Source organism: Agrobacterium sp. GW821-FHT14E08 (assembly GCF_058803865.1).
This window is the reverse complement of sequence record NZ_JBXAPJ010000003.1, coordinates 519,909-541,961: the sequence shown is the minus strand read 5'-3', so window position 1 is coordinate 541,961 and position 22,053 is coordinate 519,909. Positions and strand designations below refer to the sequence as shown.

General features: G+C 60.3%; 20 protein-coding genes and 1 riboswitch. Of the genes, 9 read left to right on the top strand and 11 right to left on the bottom strand.

Going from position 1 to position 22,053, the window contains the following annotated elements; translation table 11 throughout:
• Window positions 1-79: 79 nt before the first annotated feature.
• The 4 genes from AC1ROR_RS15235 to AC1ROR_RS15220 all read right to left on the bottom strand — a co-directional run bounded on the left by AC1ROR_RS15235 (window position 80) and on the right by AC1ROR_RS15220 (window position 4,257).
• The gene (locus AC1ROR_RS15235) at window positions 80-832 is read right to left on the bottom strand and encodes an ABC transporter ATP-binding protein (RefSeq protein ID WP_498589902.1); all 753 of its coding nucleotides are present in this window, start codon (window positions 830-832) and stop codon (window positions 80-82) included.
• Window positions 826-1,893 (bottom strand): FecCD family ABC transporter permease, encoded by a 1,068-nt coding sequence (locus AC1ROR_RS15230; protein WP_035221106.1) that lies wholly within the window; start codon window positions 1,891-1,893, stop codon window positions 826-828. The genes AC1ROR_RS15235 and AC1ROR_RS15230 overlap by 7 nt, the downstream gene beginning before the upstream one ends.
• On the bottom strand, window positions 1,890-3,029 hold the full coding sequence (locus AC1ROR_RS15225) for an ABC transporter substrate-binding protein (RefSeq protein ID WP_498589901.1): 1,140 nt from the start codon (window positions 3,027-3,029) through the stop codon (window positions 1,890-1,892). The genes AC1ROR_RS15230 and AC1ROR_RS15225 overlap by 4 nt, the downstream gene beginning before the upstream one ends.
• 94 nt (window positions 3,030-3,123) lie before the next feature.
• Window positions 3,124-4,257, bottom strand: coding sequence for an ABC transporter substrate-binding protein (locus tag AC1ROR_RS15220; protein ID WP_035221108.1), 1,134 nt, complete (start codon window positions 4,255-4,257; stop codon window positions 3,124-3,126).
• A gap of 113 nt (window positions 4,258-4,370) precedes the next feature.
• On the opposite strand from AC1ROR_RS15220, the gene AC1ROR_RS15215 reads away from it, so the two are divergent.
• Window positions 4,371-5,195, top strand: coding sequence for a class I SAM-dependent methyltransferase (locus tag AC1ROR_RS15215; protein WP_498589900.1), 825 nt, complete (start codon window positions 4,371-4,373; stop codon window positions 5,193-5,195).
• A 198-nt stretch (window positions 5,196-5,393) separates the two neighbouring features.
• On the opposite strand, the gene AC1ROR_RS15210 is transcribed toward AC1ROR_RS15215, so the two are convergent.
• From AC1ROR_RS15210 to AC1ROR_RS15190, 5 genes are all read right to left on the bottom strand, one after another.
• Complete coding sequence (locus AC1ROR_RS15210) at window positions 5,394-5,888, bottom strand: pseudoazurin (protein ID WP_498589899.1); 495 nt, start codon at window positions 5,886-5,888, stop codon at window positions 5,394-5,396.
• A complete protein-coding gene (locus tag AC1ROR_RS15205) occupies window positions 5,885-6,685 on the bottom strand; it encodes an ABC transporter ATP-binding protein (RefSeq protein WP_498589898.1) in 801 nt (266 codons plus the stop codon). The genes AC1ROR_RS15210 and AC1ROR_RS15205 overlap by 4 nt, the downstream gene beginning before the upstream one ends.
• A complete protein-coding gene (locus tag AC1ROR_RS15200; protein ID WP_035221119.1) occupies window positions 6,682-7,710 on the bottom strand; it encodes a FecCD family ABC transporter permease in 1,029 nt (342 codons plus the stop codon). The genes AC1ROR_RS15205 and AC1ROR_RS15200 overlap by 4 nt, the downstream gene beginning before the upstream one ends.
• Window positions 7,707-8,735 (bottom strand): ABC transporter substrate-binding protein, encoded by a 1,029-nt coding sequence (locus AC1ROR_RS15195; protein WP_498589897.1) that lies wholly within the window; start codon window positions 8,733-8,735, stop codon window positions 7,707-7,709. The genes AC1ROR_RS15200 and AC1ROR_RS15195 overlap by 4 nt, the downstream gene beginning before the upstream one ends.
• A gap of 160 nt (window positions 8,736-8,895) precedes the next feature.
• Window positions 8,896-9,130: riboswitch (cobalamin riboswitch) on the bottom strand.
• Between the two features lie 120 nt (window positions 9,131-9,250).
• Window positions 9,251-10,129, bottom strand: a complete 879-nt coding sequence (locus AC1ROR_RS15190) for a GNAT family N-acetyltransferase (RefSeq protein ID WP_498589896.1) — start codon at window positions 10,127-10,129, stop codon at window positions 9,251-9,253.
• Window positions 10,130-10,355: 226 nt separating this feature from the next.
• On the opposite strand from AC1ROR_RS15190, the gene argE reads away from it, so the two are divergent.
• The 6 genes from argE (at window position 10,356) to AC1ROR_RS15160 (ending at window position 17,058) form a co-directional block, all read left to right on the top strand.
• Window positions 10,356-11,480, top strand: coding sequence for an acetylornithine deacetylase (gene argE, locus AC1ROR_RS15185; RefSeq protein ID WP_498589895.1), 1,125 nt, complete (start codon window positions 10,356-10,358; stop codon window positions 11,478-11,480).
• Window positions 11,481-11,504: 24 nt separating this feature from the next.
• Entirely contained in the window at window positions 11,505-12,428 is a 924-nt protein-coding gene (locus tag AC1ROR_RS15180; RefSeq protein ID WP_498589894.1) for a 2-hydroxyacid dehydrogenase, read from the top strand.
• A gap of 26 nt (window positions 12,429-12,454) precedes the next feature.
• Window positions 12,455-12,811 carry a cupin domain-containing protein gene (locus AC1ROR_RS15175; RefSeq protein ID WP_498589893.1) on the top strand — a complete coding sequence of 119 codons (357 nt, stop codon included), beginning with the start codon at window positions 12,455-12,457 and terminating at the stop codon, window positions 12,809-12,811.
• Window positions 12,812-13,064: 253 nt separating this feature from the next.
• Window positions 13,065-14,528, top strand: coding sequence for an aldehyde dehydrogenase family protein (locus AC1ROR_RS15170; RefSeq protein ID WP_498589892.1), 1,464 nt, complete (start codon window positions 13,065-13,067; stop codon window positions 14,526-14,528).
• Between the two features lie 13 nt (window positions 14,529-14,541).
• The gene (locus AC1ROR_RS15165; RefSeq protein ID WP_498589891.1) at window positions 14,542-15,585 is read left to right on the top strand and encodes a tartrate dehydrogenase; all 1,044 of its coding nucleotides are present in this window, start codon (window positions 14,542-14,544) and stop codon (window positions 15,583-15,585) included.
• A gap of 15 nt (window positions 15,586-15,600) precedes the next feature.
• Window positions 15,601-17,058: an NAD-dependent succinate-semialdehyde dehydrogenase gene (locus AC1ROR_RS15160; protein ID WP_498589890.1), complete on the top strand. Its 1,458-nt coding sequence runs from the start codon at window positions 15,601-15,603 to the stop codon at window positions 17,056-17,058.
• Between the two features lie 225 nt (window positions 17,059-17,283).
• Here AC1ROR_RS15160 and AC1ROR_RS15155 read toward each other — a convergent pair whose 3' ends face one another.
• Complete coding sequence (locus AC1ROR_RS15155; RefSeq protein WP_498589889.1) at window positions 17,284-18,558, bottom strand: NAD(P)/FAD-dependent oxidoreductase; 1,275 nt, start codon at window positions 18,556-18,558, stop codon at window positions 17,284-17,286.
• Between the two features lie 15 nt (window positions 18,559-18,573).
• Window positions 18,574-19,242 carry a haloacid dehalogenase type II gene (locus tag AC1ROR_RS15150; protein ID WP_035221404.1) on the bottom strand — a complete coding sequence of 223 codons (669 nt, stop codon included), beginning with the start codon at window positions 19,240-19,242 and terminating at the stop codon, window positions 18,574-18,576.
• A 322-nt stretch (window positions 19,243-19,564) separates the two neighbouring features.
• On the opposite strand from AC1ROR_RS15150, the gene AC1ROR_RS15145 reads away from it, so the two are divergent.
• Both AC1ROR_RS15145 and AC1ROR_RS15140 read left to right on the top strand, forming a co-directional pair.
• On the top strand, window positions 19,565-20,401 hold the full coding sequence (locus AC1ROR_RS15145) for a GNAT family N-acetyltransferase (RefSeq protein ID WP_035221148.1): 837 nt from the start codon (window positions 19,565-19,567) through the stop codon (window positions 20,399-20,401).
• Window positions 20,402-20,427: 26 nt separating this feature from the next.
• Window positions 20,428-21,801, top strand: a complete 1,374-nt coding sequence (locus AC1ROR_RS15140) for an aspartate aminotransferase family protein (protein ID WP_498589888.1) — start codon at window positions 20,428-20,430, stop codon at window positions 21,799-21,801.
• Window positions 21,802-22,053 lie beyond the last annotated feature (252 nt).

Here is a 22,053-nt window from a genome sequence, read left to right as displayed (position 1 = left end):
TCGCGACTCGGCCAGCGCAGGACGTGTCTGCGGCGTCGGCAATCGGACCCAGCAGCGGATGCGGCCGGGTCCTCATCCGTCAGATCGCCCCGTCGACGATGACCATCGGCCTGCCCTGCGAACAGGGTTCGATACGCGCATCGATACGATAGATATCGCGCAGCATCGCCGAGGTTATCACCGCCTCGGTGCTACCGCTCACCACCATTTCGCCGCGGGCGATTACCATTGTATTCTCGCAATAACGAAGTGCGTGATTGAGATCGTGCAGGGCGATCAGCACGATCATGCCGGTCTTCTGGGCAAGCTCGGTGACGAAGCCCAGAACCTCGACCTGCCGGTGAAGATCAAGCGCAGAGGTCGGCTCGTCCATCAGCAGCACTTCCGGCTTGCGAGCCAGCGCCTGCGCCAGCGACACCAGCTGCCGCTGGCCACCCGACAGTTCACCCAGACCGCGAAAGGCGAGATCGTGGATTTTCAACGCCTTGAGAATGGCGTCGATCTCGAACAGTTCATCGTCATGCACACGCCAGCCGCCGCCCTGCTTGGCGGAAAGCAGCACGGATTCGTAAACCGTCAGCACGGCATTGGCGCCGGTATCCTGCGGCATGTAGCAGATAGCGCGCTTACCGCGCGCCGTATCGGAAAGTTCGACCAGTCCGGGACCCGAAATCAGGCTGGCGATGCGCTTGAAAAGCGTCGACTTGCCGGCGGCGTTCGGGCCGATGACCGCTGTGACGCTGCCGCTTTCCAGCGTATCGATGCCGACCTTGGAGAGAACGGTGGTGCGCCCATAGGCGGCGCCGACATCCTTCAGTGCGAGCGCTACCATGCGCGTCTCCTGTTGCCGAAAATAAGCGCGAAAAAGAACGGTACACCGACAAGCGCCGTGATGACCCCGATCGGCAGAATTGCGCCGGGAATGAGGATTTTGCTGATGACCGAGGTGGCCGACAGAAGCAGCGCGCCACAGATCACCGATCCGGGCAGGAAGAAGCGCTGATCCTCACCCACCACCATGCGGGCGATGTGCGGACCGACCAGCCCGACGAAACCGATGGTGCCGACAAAGGAGACCGGAATGGCCGCCAGAAGGCTGACCGTCAGCATGGTCGTCAACCGCAGCCGCCGGACATTGATGCCCATGCTCGCCGCCTTGTCGTCGCCCAGCCGGAGTGCGGTCAGCGCCCAGGCATTGCGCATGAACATCGGCACGGTGATGACGAGAATGGCAGCGGTAATATAGACCTTTTCCCATGTTGCCTTCGTCAGGCTGCCCATGGTCCAGAACACGACGGCGGCCAGCGCCTGTTCGGAGGCCAGATACTCCAGCAGCGACAGGGCAGCATTAAAGGTGAAAACCAGCGCGATGCCGAGGAGAACGATGGTCTCCACGGTCACGCCGCGCATCGTCGAGGCGAAATGGATGAAGAGAGCCGCGACCATGGCCATGATGAAGGCGTTGATCGGCACCATGTAATGCACGGCGCCTGGAAAGATCGCCACGCCGCCGACAAGGGCCAGTGCCGCACCGAAACTTGCAGCCGCCGAAATGCCAAGCGTGAAAGGGCTCGCAAGCGGGTTGGACAGGATGGTCTGCATCTGCGCGCCCGCAACAGACAGGGATGCACCAACGGTGACCGCCATCAGCGCGATGGGCATGCGAATATCCCAGATCACCACCCGCAGCTGGTTTGCCGCAGCAGCCGGATCGGCAATGGTGGCCAGAACCTCGGAAATCGTATAGCGCGCCGGGCCGAGCGCCATGTCGGCGGCCATGCTGAAACACAGGGCGATAAAAAGCCCGAACAGAATGACGATCCTGCGAGCGGCAAGGGCGCGATATTGATCGCGCCCACTCACGCCAACGGCGCTTTCATTCAACGAACTCATTGGTTCGAACCTTTTTCGAGAGAGGCGAAATAGCCCGGTCTGTAGGTGACGGGGAGGAATTTCCGGTAAAATTCCTCAAAGTTCTTTTCCGGGTCGAGATCGGCAAAAAGATCGGGATGGAACCACTTGGCGAATTGCTGGATCGGCAGGAACTCGTAGGGAGCGCCATAGAACTGGTGCCAGACGGCGTGGACATTGCCCTGCTTTACAGCCTTCAGTTCCGGAAACGGCGTGCGCGTCATGAGACCGGCCAGCCGTTCGCGCGAGAGCGCCATATCTGCGCCTAGCCCAAGGGGGACGAACTGGTTGATGTCGGATTCCGCCGCCCAGTTGGAACCGGTCACGATGACATGATCGGGATCGGCGACAACCAGCTGCTCGGGATTGAGATCGCCGAAGGTCGTCTTGATGATACCATCAGCAATATTGTGACCGCCGGCGAGATCGACCATGGCGCCGAAATTGGCCGGGCCGAAGGTGCGGCAGCAATTGTTCTCGCCGGAAATGCCGGGCGAGCGCTCGATGAAGACATTCGGACGCTTCAAATCCTTGACGCTCGTTATCCGATCAGTCACGCGGGCGATTTCCGCGCGGCGATAGGCGATGAATTCCCTGGCGCGCTCTTCAGCGCCGAACAGTTTTCCAAGGATTTCAATCGAAGCTTCGCTGTTCTTGTCGGGATCGATGCGGAAATCAAGATAGACGATCTTGATGCCGGCGCCGGCGGCCTTTTCTTCGAAGCCGCTTTCCTTGGCGGTTTTTTCCGTTTCCAGATTGAGGGTGATAACATCAGGCGAGAGGGTGATCGCCGTTTCCAGGCTGAAGTCGCCCTGCGGCAGATAACCGAAACGCGGCAGTTTTTCGATCTGCGGAAAACGTTTCACATAGGCCGTGTAGCTGTCTGGGTCTTTCTTCAGAAGATCGTCACGCCAGCCGACGATATTGTCGAAAGTCTGGTCGCCCTTGAGGGCTGCAATGACATGAATCTGGCGTGCCTCGCCGACGAGGACGCGTTTGGCCGGCAGATCCAGCTCGATCTTGCGTCCGGTGACATCAGTGATCTCCGCTGCCAGGGCGGGCACGGCGAGAAGAGAGAAAACCAGCATCGCAAGATGCCTGAGAGCGTTGAGCCGCATGAGAAGTCCTCTTGGTTCCAAAAGAAAATGATGAAGCCGCATGGCTGCGGCTTCATCCATGGATCAGACGGCGCTCCTCTTCACCGTCCCTGTCTTATTTCGCGTCTTTCAGCGAAACGAAGTAGCCGGGCTTGTAATCGAGCGGCAGGAAGCGGGCATGCAATTCCTTGAAAGTTGCCTCTGGATCGAGATCCTTAAACAGGTCCGGATGCAGCCACTTGGCAATTTCCTGAATGGCCACGAACTGGTAGGGATTGTTGTAGAACTGGTGCCAGATGGCATGGACATTGCCGTCCTTCACCGCCTGCACGCCGGTAAAGGCCGGGCGCTTGGTCAAGTTTTCCAGCTTCCGGTGTGCTTCCTTCACATCCGCGCCATAACCGACGCCGACCCAGTTGCCGCCCGGAACATAACCGTTCCAGTTACCGCCGGTGATGATGATCTGCTCCGGATTGGACGCGATGATCTGTTCCGGATTAACGGTGCCGAAGGTGCCGGGAATGATGCCCTTGGCCATGTTGACGCCGCCGGCAAGTTCCACCATCTTGCCGAAATTCTCATTGCCGAAGGACATGCAGCAATCGTCGGAATAACCGCCGGCGCGCTCGATGAACACGACAGGTTTCTTCGGATTGGCCTTTTCAAGCGTATCGGTGACCCTGGCGATGGAATCGGCGCGGAACTTGATGAAGTCCTCGGCAACCTTTTCCTTGCCGGTCAGCTTACCCATCAGGCGCATGCTCGGCTCGGTATTTTCCATCGGCTTTTCACGGAAATCGACATAGACCAAGGGAATGCCGACCTTGGCGAGCTTTTCAATGTATCCCGCCTCTTCCGTCGCCGTCTTGGCGTCGATATTCATCAGGATTACGTCCGGCTTCAGCGAAACCGCCTGTTCGATGTCGAATGTGCCATCCTTCATGCCGCCGAAGGTCGGGAGCTTGGCGATTTCTGGATATTTGGAGATATAGGCGTCATAGGTTTCCGGATCGGCTTTCGCCAGATCGTCCCGCCAGCCGACCACGTGCTGGAAAGGGTTGTCCTTGTCGAGCGCCGCCAGGAAATAGATCTGCCGACCTTCGCCGAGGATAATATGCGAAACAGGGACGTTGACTTCGACATCCCGGCCCGTCACATCCTTGACGGTGACCTTTTCGGCAAATGCCGGCCAGGCGGCGGAGACGAGAAGGCCAAGGGCAAGTGCCGCAGATTTGGCTGAGATGCGCATCGGATATTGCTCTCCAGTGTTGACTGGCGCGGCTGTATTATTTTCTGACTATACTAGTCAAGTTTTATGTTTTAGAGCCGTTCTCAACTGACCGGCGCATGAGTTGAAGTCTAATGATCGACACTATCCAGTATGGCAAAAACGACAGCCTGAGAGACGAAATCAAGGCTTATTGGTCCGGCCGCGCCGCAACCTTCGACCTTTCACCAGGGCATGAAATTTTCTCGGAAGAGGAGCGCGCCGCCTGGCATGCGCTGGTTTTGAAGCATCTGGGACAGGGTGAAGGCCGCAAGGCACTCGATCTCGCCAGCGGAACCGGCGTCATCTCGCATCTGATGGACGATCTCGGTTTTCAGGTCACCGGCATGGACTGGTCGGAAACCATGCTGGCGCTTGCAAGGGAAAAAGCGAAAGGCCGTGGACGCAACATTCGTTTTTTCGTCGGAGATGCCGAAAACACGATGGAGCCGGACGAAAGCGCCGACGTCATCATCACGCGCCATCTGGTGTGGACACTGGTGGACCCGCAGGCGAGTTTTGCCGAATGGTTCCGCGTATTGAAACCGGGCGGGCGGCTTCTGATCGTCGACGGTGATTTCGTCAATACCGGCTGGCGCGAAAAACTGGTCAAGAAACTGGCTGCCGGTCTGGAAAATATCGGCCTTGTGAAACCCGACCAGCCGCACAGGCCGGCGGATCCGGAAAATACATTCAACAGCATTCTTTCGCGGGTCTATTTTTCAAAGGGCGCAAGGGCCGGCGATGTCGCGGCACTTCTGCGCAAAACGGGGTTCGAGCCCGTCGCAATCGATCAGGAGCTTCAGGCGATTCATCGCGCCCAGGCGAAGAATTTCACCCTGATGAAAGGCATCCTGCGCGGCCTTCAGCACCGTTATGCGGTCTGTGCGGTGAAGCCGGATGTTTCCGAAAAGATCTGAGGAACGCCGCAGCCACCTTCACTATCCGCGTGCACGACATCATCCTCGGGCCTGTCCCGAGGATCCAACCACCTATCGCAAAATCAATGCGTTGAAGATGCTCGGGACAGGCCCGAGCATGACGGAGGAGAGGTTTTCGGACTTTGCCTGCACCCTCCCGGACGATCCAAACCGCCACTCAAGACTGCCGCCCGCGCCTCATTTTTCCGCCCGTTCGAAGAATTCCTCGAAGCGGGGCTTCGCGCGACCGGGCACATCCACCGTCTTGTAGCTCTGCGGCAAGGCTGCCTCACCCACCTTGATCAGCATGACCATGCCCATGCCGTAATGCGGTGAGCATTTGATGCCATAAAAGCCCGGCTGCTCGAAGCCGGTCTCGAATTCTTCATTGATCCGGCTTTTGAACCCCTCGACACCTTCAGGAACCATGCCCTCTATGGTCGCGGCATTGTGGCTCTTATGGGTCGGCACGAAGCGAACGCGATCGCCGGGAGCGATCTCGAGAAAATCGGGTTCGAACACCATCGGGCCTTTTTCGCCCCGGTTCAGCATCTTCACCTCGAAAGTTTCCGCCATGGCGTGAAGGGGAAAACCAGTGATCGCCGCCAGGGCAATTCCAGCAACAACGCGAAGCGTTTTCATGTTTGGAATTACGCCAAAACCAATGTTTTCGAGCGTCATCAATTTCATCATCGTGCCAGTACTTTCCTTGGGTGATCGGCTGCCCCGTGGGCCGGCAGAAAACGAATGTGGGAAAAGCCACCCTCATCCGTGGTGACAACCGACTGCACCCCGAAAACGGAAGCGATCGTCGCTGAAGTCAGAACCTCATGCGGCGGACCGACCGCGATCAATTCGCCCCGGTGCAAGATGGCGACGCGGTCGCAGAACATGGCGGCGTGATTGAGATCGTGCAGCGCCGCGACGACGGTAAGGCCCTGCCGGCGCACCAGATCGAGCAGGCCGATCTGGTGGCCGATGTCGAGATGGTTGGTCGGCTCGTCCAGAAGCAGGATATGTGGCTCCTGCGCCAGCGCGCGGGCGATGTGCAGCCTCTGCCGTTCGCCGCCGGAAAGGTGATGCCAGCTTCGATCCGCCTTGTCCGCCATGTCGACATTTTCAAGCGCCGCATCGACGATGGCATCATCCTTTGACGACCATGCGGAAAGCGGGCCGAGATAGGGTGTGCGTCCAAGTTCGACAGCCTGTCGCGCGCTGATACGTTCGGTGGTTTCGGCCTGCTGCTCCACAAAGGCGAGCCTGCGGGCAAGCTCGCGCCGCCCGAATGAGGCAAGCGGCTCCTCGCCAAGCGTGACGTGACCTCTGCGCGGTTTACGGATGCCGGCCAGCATGGAAAGAAGCGTGCTTTTACCCGAGCCGTTCGGCCCGATAATGCCGAGGAACTCGCCGGAACCAACATCCAGTGAAACGCCGCGGACGATTTCGATGTTGCCGGCATGGAAATGCAGATCGTGGGCGGACAATCTCATGACCGACCCCTTTTCTGCCCAAGGATGAAGGCAAAGGCGGGCGCACCGACGAGCGCGGTGATGACCCCGATGGGCAGCACCTGCCCGGGAATGACGATACGGGAGAGAATATCGGCGACGATCATGAAAATCGCGCCGGTCAGCGCCGTCACCGGCAGCAACAGCCCATGGCGAACGCCGACGAAGATGCGCGCCGCATGGGGAATGACGAGGCCAACGAAGCCGATGGAACCGACCAGCGACACCATGACCGCCGTCATGATCGCCGAAACCGAGATCAGCACCGCATAGACCCAGCGCACGGGGATGCCGAGCGAGGCTGCGGCCTGGCCGCCGAAGGCGAAGGCATCCAGCGCGCGGGCGTACCAGAGGCATACCGCAAGACCGGCGAGGCAGACCGGCAGGGCCAGCCACACATCCGGCCAGCGCACGCCCGAAAGATTGCCCAGAAGCCAGAACATGATGCCGCGCGCCTGTTCGGCATTGGCGGATTTTGTGACAATGAACGAGGTCATGGCATTAAAGAGCTGCGAACCGGCGACCCCCGCCAGGATGATGGCGCTGTTGCCGTGCCCGGCCCTGACCGCCAGAAGGCTGACCAGCGAAAAAGCAACAAAAGCCCCGATCAGGGCGCCCGCCGGCATCGTCAGGAACCCGGCGCCGAAGCCCAGAAGCGCCACGGCGACTGCCCCCGTGGAGGCGCCTGCGGAAATGCCGAGAATATAGGGATCGGCAAGCGGATTGCGCAAAAGCGATTGCAGCACCGCACCGGCGAGCGCCAGCGAAGCACCGCAACAGGCGGCGACGACGGCGCGGCTGAGACGGTAGCTCCACACGATGCCCTCATCCAGCGGCTCCAGCGGATAACCCGCGTGGAAGACACGGTTTGCGATGGTTTTCGCCACCACATCGAAGGGAATGGCGGTCTCGCCGATGGCCGCACCAGCCATCAGCGCCACGAGCAGCAGGGCGAGCGCGGCAAAAGCCAGACCCGCCCTGCCGAGATGGACGGAAAAACCGTTCACTTGGCGAGGCCGGCGGCGGAAATCGCCTCGGCCAGCGTTTCGATGCCCTCAATCGTGCGGATCGTCGGGTTCATCGCCTGTGCGTCCATGTCAAAGACGTGTTTGTCCTTGACGGCGGGCATGATGCTGGCAACCGGATCGGTCGCGAGGAACTTGTGTTTGACGGCAACATCGTCGGCGGGGAAACGGCGACGGTCCATCTTGCCGGCGACGATCACGGTCGGATTGGCCTTGGCGATGGTTTCCCAGCCGACGGTTGGCCATTCCTCATCGCTTTCAATGACATTCTTAAGCCCGAGCGCAGACATGATGTAACCTGGCGCACCCTTGCGGCCGGCTACATAGGGATCGATATCGAGTTCGGCGCTGGAGAACCAGAAGACGGCGGAAAGCTTGCCATTCACCGAGGCAATCTTGGCGCGGGCCGCCTCTTCGCGCTTCTTCAGGTCAGCAACGACGTCTTCGCCGCGCTCCTGCACGTTGAATATCTTGGCGAGGTCGCGGACCTCCTGATAGATCAGGTCCATGGTGAAAACGGTGTTGCGCACGCCATCGCCACCGCCGGAATTGTCCTTGCCCAGGCAATCGGCGGGTGATGTATAAACGGGAATACCGAGCTCGGCGAATTGCGCCGGCGTTCCGACAACACCCTCAGGGCCGATCTGCCACTGGAACTGCGTCGTCACAAGGTCCGGCTTCTTGCCGACCACGGCCTCAAAACTCGGATCGTTGTCGGCCAGCCGCTCCACCTTGGCATTGGCCTCCTCGTAACCCTTCAGAACCGGACCGATCCACAGCGCCGTGCCCACTACCCTGTCGGCGACGCCGAGCAGATAAAGAACCTCGGTCGTGCTCTGCCCCACGGATACGGTGCGGGCAGGCGCCTGTTTGAAGGTGATCTCCTGACCGCAGCTGTTGATCGTCAGGGGATAGACCGTTTCGGCAGCCCTGGCGGAAACGGGCAAAGCCGCAAGGGCAGCGGCCAGAAAGCCGGCATAGGGCGGCAGGCGTCTAGAATGCAACATATGTTCTCCAGTCGAAATTAAATCGCTTGTTCCAGAGCAGCAGGCGTTAGAACGCGCAGCAACAGCGGAACGTCTTGTACGGAGAACAACGACGGGACGCAAACCAAATGTTATGAAATAACATTACAATCTCCTCCTCCGGGCTTCCCCGCCCGTAACGATGGTTCATATTTTGACGGCAGGTCTCCTGGCTCACGAATTTGCGCCGTTCATCTGCCTTCCCGCATTCCGCAGAACACAGTGGCATGACGCGTCGAAGCGTCACGAGGATGAACGGCAATCCGCTTACAGTTGCGGGGGCAGCCACGGCATTGGGTCATAATAATCACCCGCACCATGTTCCCTATTAATCCCTTCGCCTTTCGGCCTCAGGAACCGTCGCTTTCTCACATAAGGGGCAAGAGGCGGGGCGTCAATTGCCAAAGCATGTCTGCCGAAAGTGTGAGGGCGGACCTGAGGCAAAGACATGGATCAAACAAAATCCTGAAGCGCATCGCGTGCGTCGGCGCCGCCGTTCAACACAATGAAGGGCCTGCCAGCGCGAAAACTCTGGCGGCACCGGTGCTCACCGGTTGCGGCACGTTTTTCGACATGGTGGTGAGCGTCTCGATCACGACAAGCCCGGATTGCGTTAGAAAATCGGTGAAGGGGCCACCGCTACAACTATTATCGAGGCGCACCAGCTGATCCTCCAGATCGGCAAAATGCCGTCTCACAAGAGCTATGGCATCCGTCTCTTCACTCGCGACCACCGGGCCAACGATGTGACCCCGCCCCGCCGCACGGCGCAGCGCAAAAGCGATGAGACGATCCGCCTCGAACAGACCATAGCCCGTATTCTCACGCAGAAGTCGCTGCAAGACGCCATGGCGGGAAACACCGAAGGCCGCCCGGTCTATCGCCGCCACCTCCGGCAGATGTTCTTCCGATAGCGACTCTATCCTTCGTTTTTTGCCAGATGGCGGCGTCTCGGCAAGGCACCGTGCCTTTCCGCGAAAAAGATGCACTTTTTCCGTATCGCCGGCAAAACCAAGTCTGGAAAACAGCCGCCGCGACACATCCGTGGCGTTCAGCCGAAGGGAGATGGCGGGAAACTTTCCGATCAGTTGCCGCACCAGCCACGGCGCAACGCCCTGCCCCTGCAAGCGTGGAGACACAATGACCATGCCGAGCGTCGCAAAGCCCTGATCATAGGGAAACAGCATGGCGGTTGCGACAACACGGTCGATCTCGTCCAGCGCCGCAAGGCCAACGCCGCACTGGCGCAGAAAACACCATTCATTAGCGTGATATCGCCACCCGACAGCCATGGAGAGCGCATGCAGATGATCGGCATCCACATCGGCAATATCTACCGTCCGCAACTCGAAACTATCGACTTTGAGCAGGTCCATGACAAGCGGCCCTCATCCCCTCCGATACGGAACCTCCGGCCCCACAGCCCGGTCCACGACATCCGAAGATAACCAGCCACACCAGCAGGAATTTTTTGAAAGCACTGGAAGGACACAACAATCTACCGAAATCACCCGCATTTCAGCAGATAAACGCCGCAGACCATTTTAAGCTTTTGCGATGACAATCCGGTCAAGCGCAAGCGGCCGGCCAGCGGAGACGGCCATGAACGCAATCGAAATCCTTGAGCGTCTTGTCGGCTTCCCGTCGGTGGTCGGAACCGCCAATGGCGACATTGCCGGATGGATCGCAGATTATCTGGAGAGCCACGGCGCGAAAGTATCGCTGCTTCCGGGACCGGAGGGTGACCGGGCCAATCTGTTCGCCACCTTCGGCCCGGCCGATGTCGCCGGCTACATCCTGTCCGGCCATATGGACGTCGTCCCTGCGGCAGAACCTGAATGGTCTTCCGACCCCTTTACGCTGAGAACCGAAGGCGACCGTCTTCACGGACGCGGCAGCACCGATATGAAGGGCTTTCTGGCCACGGTTCTCGCTGCCGCACCGGCATTTTCGCGTCTGGCGTTGAAACGGCCCATGCACATCGCCTTTTCCTATGACGAGGAAGCGGGCTGCCGTGGCGTTCCCCACCTCATTGCCAGATTGCCGGCGCTGTGCGCACCACCGGCGGGCGCCATCATCGGTGAGCCAAGCAATATGCGGGCGGTTCGCGCACATAAGGGCAAGGCTGCGGCACGCATCACCATCCACGGACGGTCCGGCCATTCATCGCGTCCCGATCAGGGCGTAAACGCCATCCACCTGATGACCGGCATCATGGCGAGAGCGGTTGGAACAGCGGATGCGCTGATGCAGGGGCCATTCGAGGCGACATTCGAACCGCCCTACTCCTCGTTGCAGGTAGGCACCGTCAAAGGCGGACAGGCGATCAACATCATTCCCGACCTCTGCGCAATCGAACTGGAAGCGCGGGCGATTTCAGGCGTCTCGCCGCTCGAACTTTTAGAACCAGTGCGCAGGAGCGTCGAAGCGCTTGCCGCAAAGGGCGTCGATATAGAATGGATGCCGATGAGCGATTATCCGGCGCTTTCACTGGAAGCCGACGCGCCGCTCGTTCTGCTTCTGGAGGAACTGACCGGTACTCCCTGCCTTGCAGCCGTCAGCTACGGTACGGAGGCAGGGTTGTTCCAGGCGGCGGGCATTGACGCCATCATCTGTGGCCCGGGCGATATCGGCCGCGCCCACAAGCCGGACGAGTTCATCACCACGGGCGAGCTTTCCACCTGCCAGTCGATGCTGGAAACGCTTGGCCGCCGCTGCGCGGAATAAACCTTCGGGAAGTATGGATTTCAGATGACGTTTCTCTTCAATTCCGACGCAAAACGCGGCGAGATTTTCCGGCAGGCCCTGGCAGCAGAGCTGCCTGATCTGCCCTTTTCGATGGATGCGTCCAGTGTCGACCCAGACGCGGTCCGCTATCTGATTACCTGGACGGTCCCGCAGGATATCGCCCGATATCGCAATCTCGAAGTGCTGTTTTCGATCGGCGCGGGCGTCGACCAGTTTCACATCGAAGCCATCCCTCAAACGGTGAAGGTCGTGCGCATGGTGGATGAGGGCATCACTCGCATGATGCAGGAGTATGTCTGCCTTGGCGTGCTTGCCCTTCACCGCAACCTGCCGGTCTATCTGAAGCAGCAGCGCCAGCAATTGTGGAAAGCCCTGCCCCAGCGGCAGGCGGAAGAGTGCCGGGTGGGCGTTCTCGGCCTTGGCATGCTGGGCATCGCGGCGCTGGAGCGGCTGAAGCCCTTCGGTTTCCCGCTGTCCGGCTGGAGCCGCTCGCCACGCGAGATCGAAGGCGTCACCTGCCACCATGGTGACGACGGGCTGACCACCATCCTCTCCACCAGCGATATTCTCGTCTGCCTGCTGCCGCTGACCGGCGAGACCACGGGACTTCTGAATGCCGGGCGTCTGGCGATGCTTCCCGAAGGCGCCGCTCTGGTTCACGCCGGGCGCGGCAAGCAGCTCGACCATGACGCCCTTATCGATGCCCTGGATGGCGGCAGGCTTTCAGGCGCTGTCGTCGATGTCACCGATCCGGAGCCCCTGCCGGAAGACCATCGTTTCTGGACACACCCGAAAATTCTCCTGACGCCGCATATCGCCAGCGTCACCCAGCCCCATTCCGCCGCCCGCACCGTTGTCGAAAACATCAAACGATACGAATCCGGCCTCGACCCGCTCGGCCTCGTCGACCGCAGCCGTGGATATTGATCACAACGTTCCAAGAAAGGACACCCATGCCGCTCCTCAAGACAATCGACACTCACCCCGCCTTCGAACCGAAGACCGCCAAGGTCGCGCCTGAACGCCTTGTCTCCGGCGATCCGACAACCAGGGTCTGGGCGCTGGACGAAGCCCGCGACGGCACCGTGCGCACCGGCATCTTCGAAGCAACCCCCGGTGAAAACCGCTCGAGCAAGGGCGAGACCTTCGAGTTCTGCCATATCGTTGAAGGCGTTATCGAAATCACCCCGGAAGGTGGCGAACCGCAGCGTTATACCGCAGGCGACAGCTTCGTCATGAAGCCCGGTTTCGTCGGCGTCTGGAAGACCATCGAAACGGTTCGCAAGATCTACGTTACGGTTACAGGGTGATTTGTCAGACGGAATTGTTGGCGTTCCGGCTGGCGGACAGGAAAACCGCCGGCCGGTCATGGGATGTTCGGTCAACGCCAGCAGGGTTGCACGACCCGGCCAAGGTAGTTCTCGGCAGGGGACTTATGCCCGCCGAAGATTGCGCTGTGGGCCGCCTGTAAAACAGGATTTTCGTTCACCGCCCCTACCGCAGTCGGTCGATGCTGCTTGCCATCAGGGGGTAGCGTTAAGGCATATCCAAAGAGGATTCCCCATGACGCTCAGCTTCGATCCAGACAGCCTGTCCCTGCCGATCGGCCACTTCATCGGCGACCGGCTGATCCCGGCTAAAAACGGCATCGACATGCACCGCCCTTCGGACGGCATCGAATATGCCGGTTGCCCCAAGGCGGATGCGGCGTTGGTCGATGAAGCGGTACAAACCGCCAAGGCCGCATTGAAGAGCAGCAACTGGGGCGGCGTGCGCCCGCGCGAGCGCACAAAGGTCTTGCAGCGCTGGGCCGACCTGATCGAGCAGGAAGCGGAGACGCTGGCGAAAATCGAGGCGCTCTCTTCAACGCGGCCGGTGGGCCAGCTGATAACAGGCGATATCGCCGTCACCGCCGAACAAATCCGTTTCTTTGCCGAATTTGCCGACAAGGAAGGCGGCGATCTGGTGCCGACCGACGATGCAAGCCTCGGCATGATCATGACCGAGCCCTATGGCGTCGTCGGCGCCATCACACCGTGGAATTTCCCCGTCTCCATGGCCGGCTGGAAGCTCGGCCCGGCGCTCGCGGCAGGCAATGCCGTGGTGCTGAAACCATCGGAAATGACGCCCTTCTCCAGCATCTTCATGGCGCAACTGGCGATCAAGGCAGGACTGCCGGCCGGCCTCATCAACATCGTATTGGGCGACGGGCCCATGACCGGTAATGCCATCACCGGACACCCTGACATCTCCAAGGTCAGCTTCACCGGCTCCACGGCCGCAGGTTCGGCCATCATGGCCAATATCGCCCGCACCGGCATCAAGCCCATGACGCTGGAACTCGGCGGCAAGAGCCCGCAGCTGGTCTTTGCCGATGCCGACATCGAAAAAGCGGCAGCGGCCATCGCCGGCAATATTCTCTCCAATGCCGGGCAGGCCTGTGTGGCGGGCTCGCGCATCATCGTCGAGGAAAGTGCGGCGGATGCCCTTTCCACGGCCATCATTGCTCGCATGAAGGCAGTGAGACCCGGCCCAACCTGGGACGAGACGACGCAATATTCGCCGATCATCTCCGAGGTGCAGCGCAAGCGCATCGACGGCATCGTGCAGGCAGCGGTCGCCCATGGCGGCGAATGCCTGACGGGCGGCGCAGTGATGGATGGCCCCGGCTATTTCTATCAGCCGACGCTGATCGCCAATGTCGACCAGACCTCCCCTGCCGTCACCGAGGAAATCTTTGGCCCGGTGCTGACGCTGCAGACCTTCCGCACGGAAGAAGAGGCTCTGGCGCTTTCCGACCATCCAACCTACGGTCTGGCGGCCGGGCTTTTCAGCCGGGATATCTCGCGTGTCATGCGCCTGTCGCGCGCCATTCAGGCAGGCACGATCTGGGTCAACCGTTATGGCCGTTCGCGCGACCATATATTGCCGACCGGCGGTTACAAACGTTCCGGTATCGGCAAGGATCTCGGACGGGAGGCCTATCTCGCCAACCGCAAGAGCAAAAGCGTCCTTATCGGACTGTAACAGGGGTAATGTCTTGAAAACGCATCGCATCGCACTCATTCCCGGAGACGGCATCGGCAAAAGCGTGACGGACGCCGCATGGCAGGTGCTCAACGCCGCTGCCGAAGGCTCCGGTTTTGCGCTTGAAGGCACGGAATTCCCCTGGTCCTGCGCCTTCTACAAGGAAACCGGCGCGATGATGCCCAAGGACGGCATCGAAACCCTGCGCGGCTTCGACGCCATTCTGCTAGGCGCAGTCGGCTGGCCAGCGGAAGTGCCGGACTCGGTCTCGCTGCACGGCCTGCTGCTGCCGATCCGCAAGGCCTTCGTGCAATATGCCAATATCCGCCCGCACCGGCTTCTGCCCGGTGTGCAGGGACCCTTGAAGGCCGATGGCTTCGACATTCTCTGCATCCGTGAAAATACCGAGGGCGAATATTCCGGCGCCGGCGGCCGCGTGCATCAGAGCACCGATGATGAAGTCGCCGTCGAAACCTCGATCTTCACCCGCAAGGGCGTGGAGCGCATCCTGCGTTTCGGCTTCGAACAGGCGCAGAAGCGTCGCGGTAAGCTTGCCTCCATCACCAAGTCCAATGCCCAGAAGTATTCGATGGTGTTCTGGGACGAGGTGACCCACAAGCTCGCCACTGAGTATCCCGACGTCGAGGTTTCCAGCTATCACATCGACGCCATGGCGGCCCGCATGGTTATGGCCCCGGAAAGCCTCGATGTCGTGGTCGCCTCCAACCTCTTCGGCGATATTCTGACAGACCTCGGCGCAGCCATTCAGGGCGGCCTCGGTTTTGCCGCCTCCGCCAATATCAATCCCGACCGCAGCGCGCCTTCCATGTTCGAGCCGGTGCACGGTTCGGCCCCGGATATCGCCCATCTCGGCATCGCCAACCCCATCGCCGCCATCTGGTCCGGCGCAATGATGCTCGAGCATCTCGGTGAAAAAGACGCGGCCGTCAGGATCATGGCAGCGCTGGAAACGGCGACCGGCCGGGGTATCGGCACCGTGCCGGGCAAGGACAAGACGGACGCCATTACCGCTGCGGTTTTCGCGGCGCTCGACTGATTTCGGAGAATTATGATGCAGGGCTTGAAGGACAAGGAACTTTTTCGCCAGACGGGCTTGATCGGCGGCGCGTGGAAGGCCGCGGCATCTGGCAAGGCGGTCGACGTGATCGATCCGGCGACGCAGGCGGTGATTGGCACCGTGCCGGATATGGACGGCGGGGAAACCCGCGCGGCAATCGAAGCCGCCAATGCCGCCTTCGGGCCGTGGAAAAAGAAAACCCACGCGGAGCGCGCAGCGCTTCTCGAAAAATGGTTCGCGCTGATGATCGACAATGTCGACGATCTCGGCCTGATCCTGACCACCGAACAGGGCAAGCCGCTCGACGAAGCGAAGGGTGAAATCCGCTACGGCGCATCCTTCGTCAAATGGTTCGCGGAAGAGGCCCGGCGCATCAGCGGCGGCACCATCCCCTCACCCACGCCGGATCGCCGCATCGTGGTGCTGAAAGAAGCGGTCGGCGTCTGCGGTATCATCACGCCGTGGAACTTCCCGAACGCCATGATCACCCGAAAGGTCGCGCCAGCACTTGCGGCCGGCTGCACCGTGGTCATCAAACCTTCGGAATTCACGCCCTATTCGGCCCTGGCGCTCGGCGTGCTCGCCGAACGGGCCGGCATTCCCGCGGGCGTCATCAACATCGTCACCGGTATGCCGACGGAAATCGGCAACGAAATCATGGCCAACGAGACGGTTCGGAAAATTTCCTTCACCGGCTCCACCCGTGTCGGCTCGCTTTTGATGCGCGGCGCTGCCGACAGCGTCAAACGCCTGTCGCTGGAACTGGGCGGCAATGCGCCCTTCATCGTTTTCGACGATGCCGATCTCGATCTCGCCATCGAAGGCGCTCTGGTTTCGAAATTCCGCAACGGCGGCCAGACCTGCGTCTGCGCCAACCGTATTCTCGTGCAGTCGAGCGTTTATGACGCGTTTGCGAAAAAACTGGCGGATCGCGTTGACGCCATGCGGGTCGGACCCGGAACCGAAGCAGGCGTTTCCATCGGCCCGATGATCAACGAGCCGGCCATCGCCAAGATCCGCGCCCATATTGATGACGCCGTTTCCAAGGGCGCAAAGGTCATTACCAAACCACATGATCTGCCGGAAGGTCCGCAATATACCGCCCCGGTGGTGCTGACCGGCGCCACGACCGGGATGCGGCTGGCAAGCGAAGAAACCTTCGGACCGGTAGCACCGCTCTTCCGTTTCGAGACGGAAGAAGAGGCCATTGCCATCGCCAACGGCACGCCCTTCGGCCTTGCCGCTTATTTCTATACCGAAAGCCTGAAACGCGCATGGCGTGTGGGCGAAGCGCTGGAATTCGGCATGGTCGGCCTCAACACCGGCGCGATCTCCACCGAAGTCGCCCCCTTCGGCGGCGTCAAGCAATCCGGCCTCGGCCGTGAGGGCGCACAGGTCGGCATCGAGGAATATCTGGAGATCAAGACGTTCCACATCGGCGGGCTTGCCTGACGCCTGTTTTTCTCCCCGCCTAAAGGGCCGCTCCGCGGCCCTTCTTTTTGTGTGGAGGCAACAAAAAAGCGGCCTGGAGGCCGCTGGGATATCGAGATGCCCTTCTCCTCCGTCATCCTCGGGCTTGACCCGAGGATTCATTCTTCGCGCGGCCGTGGATCCTCGGGTCAAGCCCGAAGATGACGTCGAGTGTGGGAGCAGCCTCTCAGCGTCGACCCTCGACTTCTACTGAATCTTATCCAGCATCTTGTAATAGAGGCCCACGATCGGCAGGAACCACGGCTTGCCGAAATGACCCGGCACCGCTGGCCATTCCAGCCCCTTCAGCGGATTGTTATCCGGCCGTCCGAGAATGGCGTCGGCCATGATCATGCCGAGATGGGTGGAAAGCTGCGCACCGTGGCCGGAATAGCCCATGGCGTACCAGACGCCGTCATGGAAACCGGCGCGCGGATAACGGTCCTTGGTCATGTCCACCAGACCGCCCCAGCAATAATCGATCGGCACATGGACAAGCTGCGGGAAGATGCGATGCAGGCTTTCCGTCAGGATCGCACCGCTTTTGGCGTCCGAACGCTGGTCCGACGTGGCGGAAAAGCGCGCACGGCCGCCGAAGATAAGCCGGTTATCCGGCGCGAGCCGGAAATAATTGCCGATATTCATCGAGTTGACATAGGTGCGGTTACCCGGAACCGAGGCCTGAACCTCGGCATCCGTCAGCGGCCGCGTGGCAATGATGAAACTGCCGACGGCGATGATGCGGCGACGGAAATAACCGAAGCCGGACGGCGTGTAGGCACCTGTCGCCACCAGAACATTGTCGGCCGTCACCTTGCCGCGGGGAGTTTCCAGTTCATGGTTCCTGCCATTCTGGATGTGCTTCGTCACCGCCGCATTTTCGAAGATCACCGCGCCATGACGGCTGGCGGCTTCGGCGAGGCCGGCCACATAGCGGCCCATATGCATCATCGCGCTCTTCTTCGAGAGCATCGCGCCATAAAATGGCGAGCCTATCTCCGCCTTGAGGTCGGCCGCGGAAAGAAGCGCCGTGTCGGGATCGACCTCGGCATGGAGCGCCTCGAAATTCTTCGCCAGACCTTCGAAATGCTGCGGTTTGGAGGCGAGCTTCAGCTTGCCCGAGCGGCGGAAGTTGCAATCGATGCCTTCCTCAGCGATCAGCCCCTCCAGCGTATCGATGGAGGAATCGAGCGCCCTGTAGAGGGCGATCGCGCGTTCCTTGCCAAGCTCGGCCTTGGCGGAGAGATAGGAATGGGCAAGACCATTGTTGAGATGTCCGCCATTGCGGCCGGAGGCGCCCCAGCCGACCCGCTCCCCTTCAAGAACGACCACCCGCGCGCCGGCCTTGGCAAGCTGGCGCGCGGCCCCGAGACCGGTGAAACCTCCACCGATGACGGCGACATCGTAATGACCTTCGACGGGACCTTGCGCGGCACCTGAAAATTGCGGCGCGGTATCGTGCCAATAGGAGACGAACTTCATGGTCCCGACCTTTCCTTACAATCCAACCACGCCTGCCAGGCCGGAAATATCGGCGATTTCGACATAACCGTAATAGGGATTGGCGGGCTCGTGACCACGATTGACCCAGACCTTGTTCTTGATGCCGAGATCATGGGCCGACATCAGATCGTAACGGAACGAGGAGGAAACATGCAGCATGTCTTCCGGACCACAGCCCAACATGTCGAACATATATTCGAAAGCCTTGAAGCGCGGCTTGTAGGCCTGCGCCTGCTCGGCGGTGTAAACCGCGTGGAAGGGCGCGCCAAGCTTTTCGACATTCGACATGATCTGCGAATTCATGGCGTTGGACAGGATGACGAGGGGAATTTCCTTCGCAACCTTGGCAAGGCCGGCCGGAACATCGGCATGCGGGCCCCAGGTCGGAACGCGCTCGTAAACGAAGGTGGCATCTTCATCCTTGAAGGCCACGCCATTGCGCTTGCAGCTGCGCGAAAGCGAATTGTGAACCACCTGGGCATAGGGCTTCCAGTCGCCCATGATCTCATCCAGACGATAGGCCGCAAAATTCTTGATGAACTGCTGCATCTGCGCTTCGTCGAGACGATCGCCATAGAGATCGCGGGCGGCCTCTGCCATCTGGAAATTGATCAGCGTGCCGTAGCAATCGAAGGAGATGTATTTCGGGCGGAAGATGGTCATGTCGTCGTCATCCTTGCTTGGGGATCGGCCGTGCCGGAATGAATTGATCATAGAAAGCCTTTGCCCGGTCGGCGCACCGCAATTGCCATCAGCGGAAGCAGATTGTTGCGTATGCAGCCGCCAGTTTGGCAGAGAGTTGCGTTGAGGCAAACCGCAAGTAATCGTCGGTCCCCGGTTTAAGCCCGGATGCGGATAAGATGCGGCATAAGATGCGGCGGCGGATAAAAGCAACAGCGAAACATATCGAACCTTCCCATTTGTCGGGACAATCTTCTTCCCGCCTCGGTCTATCAATGAATAAGCAGAAAAATGGAGTTCCGGCATGCAAGCGAGCCTGATCGATATCCAAACGTTTCAACCGGACCACCTCGACGCGGCCGTTGAACTTTCCCGTCAGGCCGGCTGGCCGCACCGGAAGGAAGACTGGGCGCTGGTTCTTTCCCTGAGCAAGGGTTTCGTCGCCGTGGAAAATGGACGCGTCGTCGGAACCGCCATGGCGACGATGCTCGGGGATACCTGCGCCACCGTCAATATGGTGATCGTGGACGAGAGCATGCGCGGCCGCGGTCTCGGGCGTCAGCTGATGAAAGCAGCGATGGATGCAGCAGAAAATCGCGAGTGCCGTCTGGTGGCCACGGCTGATGGCCTGCCTCTCTACGAAAAAATGGGCTTCGCCGCCTGCGGTGAAGTACTTCAGCATCAGGGCACTCCCGTAGAGACAAACAGGCCGCAGGGTGTGGCCTGGGCGGAAACCATTGATCCGGCCGAACTTGCCGCACTCGATGCGCAGGCTTTTGGCGCGGACCGCACCGCGCTCTTTGCAGTGCTTGCCGAAAGGGCGCGTTTCGCACTCGTGCAGGAACAGGGCGTCATCAGGGGCTTTGCCGCACTTCGCGCTTTCGGGCGTGGCGAAGTCATCGGCCCGGTGGTGGCGGAAAATGCTGAAATCGCTAAAAAACTGATCGCATTCGTGTTTTCGCAACGTCCCGGCGCTTTTCTTCGTGTGGACACCACGGCCGACACGGGCCTTGCCCCATGGCTTGCCGAACACGGTCTTGGCCATGTCGGCGGCGGCATCGCCATGCGCCGGCCGAAGGCCGAAATCTCCGCCGACAAAAAACTGAAAACATTCGCATTGACCAGCCAGGCGCTGGGCTGACCTGCAGGCTGAATCTGGAGAGACCCATGTTAAGCAATTCACTGATCGAACTGGACCGCGCCCATCTGGTGCACCCCGTCTCCTCCTTCCGCAGCCATGAGAAGCTGGGCGTGCGGGTGCTGCAATCGGCAAAGGGCGCCACGGTCACCGACATGACTGGCCACCAGCTCATCGACGGTTTTGCCGGCCTCTGGTGCGTCAATGCCGGTTATGGCCATGACAGTATCGTCGAAGCGGCGGCAAAGCAGATGCGGGAACTGCCCTATGCGACGGCCTATTTCGACATTGGCAGCGAACCGGCGATCCGGCTGGCCTCCGAGCTTGCGGACCGCGCGCCAGGCGATCTCAACCATGTTTATTTCACCCTTGGCGGTTCCGATGCGGTCGATAGCACCATTCGCTTCATCCGCTATTACTGGCACGCCAAGGGCCAGCCGCAGCGCGACCAGTTCATTTCCATCGAACAGGGTTATCACGGCTCCACCACCGCCGGCTCGGGCCTCACCGCCCTGCCCGCCTTCCATGCCGGTTTCGGCGTGCCTTACGACTGGCAGCATAAAATCCCGTCGCATTACGCCTATCGCAATCCGGTCGGCAACGATCCGGCCGCCATCATCGCTTCCTCCCTGCAAATTCTGAAAGACAAGATCGAAGCCATCGGCCCTGATCGGATCGCCGCTTTTTATGCCGAGCCCATTCAGGGTTCGGGCGGCGTTCTCGTCCCGCCGCCGGGCTGGATCAAGGCGATGCGTGAGCTCTGCCGGTCCTATGGCATCCTCTTCGTCGCCGATGAAGTCATCACCGGCTTTGGCCGCACGGGACCACTGTTTGCCTGTGCCGACGAGGATATCGTGCCGGACTTCATCACCGCCGCCAAGGGCCTCACCTCCGGCTATGTGCCGATGGGCGCCGTCTTCATGGCCGACCATGTTTATGATACAATAGCCGACTTTGCCGGCGATGCGGCCGTCGGGCACGGTTATACCTATTCCGCCCACCCCGTCAGCGCCGCCGTTGGTCTCGAAGTGCTGAAACTTTATGAGGGCGGGCTGCTGGAAAACGGCCGTCGTGCCGGTCAGCGGCTGATGGCCGGACTGGAAAGCCTCAGAAGCCACCCGCTGGTTGGTGATGTCCGTGGTCGCGGCATGCTCGCCGCCATCGAGCTTGTAACCGACAAGGAAAGGAAAACCCCGCTGCCGGCAGCGGCGACCCCTGCACGCAAGGTTTTCGATCGCGCCTGGGAAAACGGTTTGATCGTGCGCGCCTTCGCAAATGGCATCCTCGGTTATGCGCCGCCGCTCTGCTGCACCGATAGCGAAATCGACGCCATTGTCGAGCGCACCCTGAAGACGCTCGACCAGACGCTCGAGGACCCGGCCGTGCGGGCAGCGGTCGCCTGAGGCGAAAGACGGAAATCGTTGCGACATCTTCTCGAAATGTCGCAACGCCGCACATATTCGCAATATTCTGCTAAAGAGCCGATCCTTTTCGGCGAATCCGGTGTGCTGGAAGTGCCAAACTAACCTTAGAAAAAGCACTAAACACCACGAAAACAGGTGTTTTCAAGAATGGGAACGGGGCAAGGATCCCGTCCGGGAACAGAATAAAATGCCGCAACCTCCCCAAGAGACGAGGCGGCACAGCGGAGACCG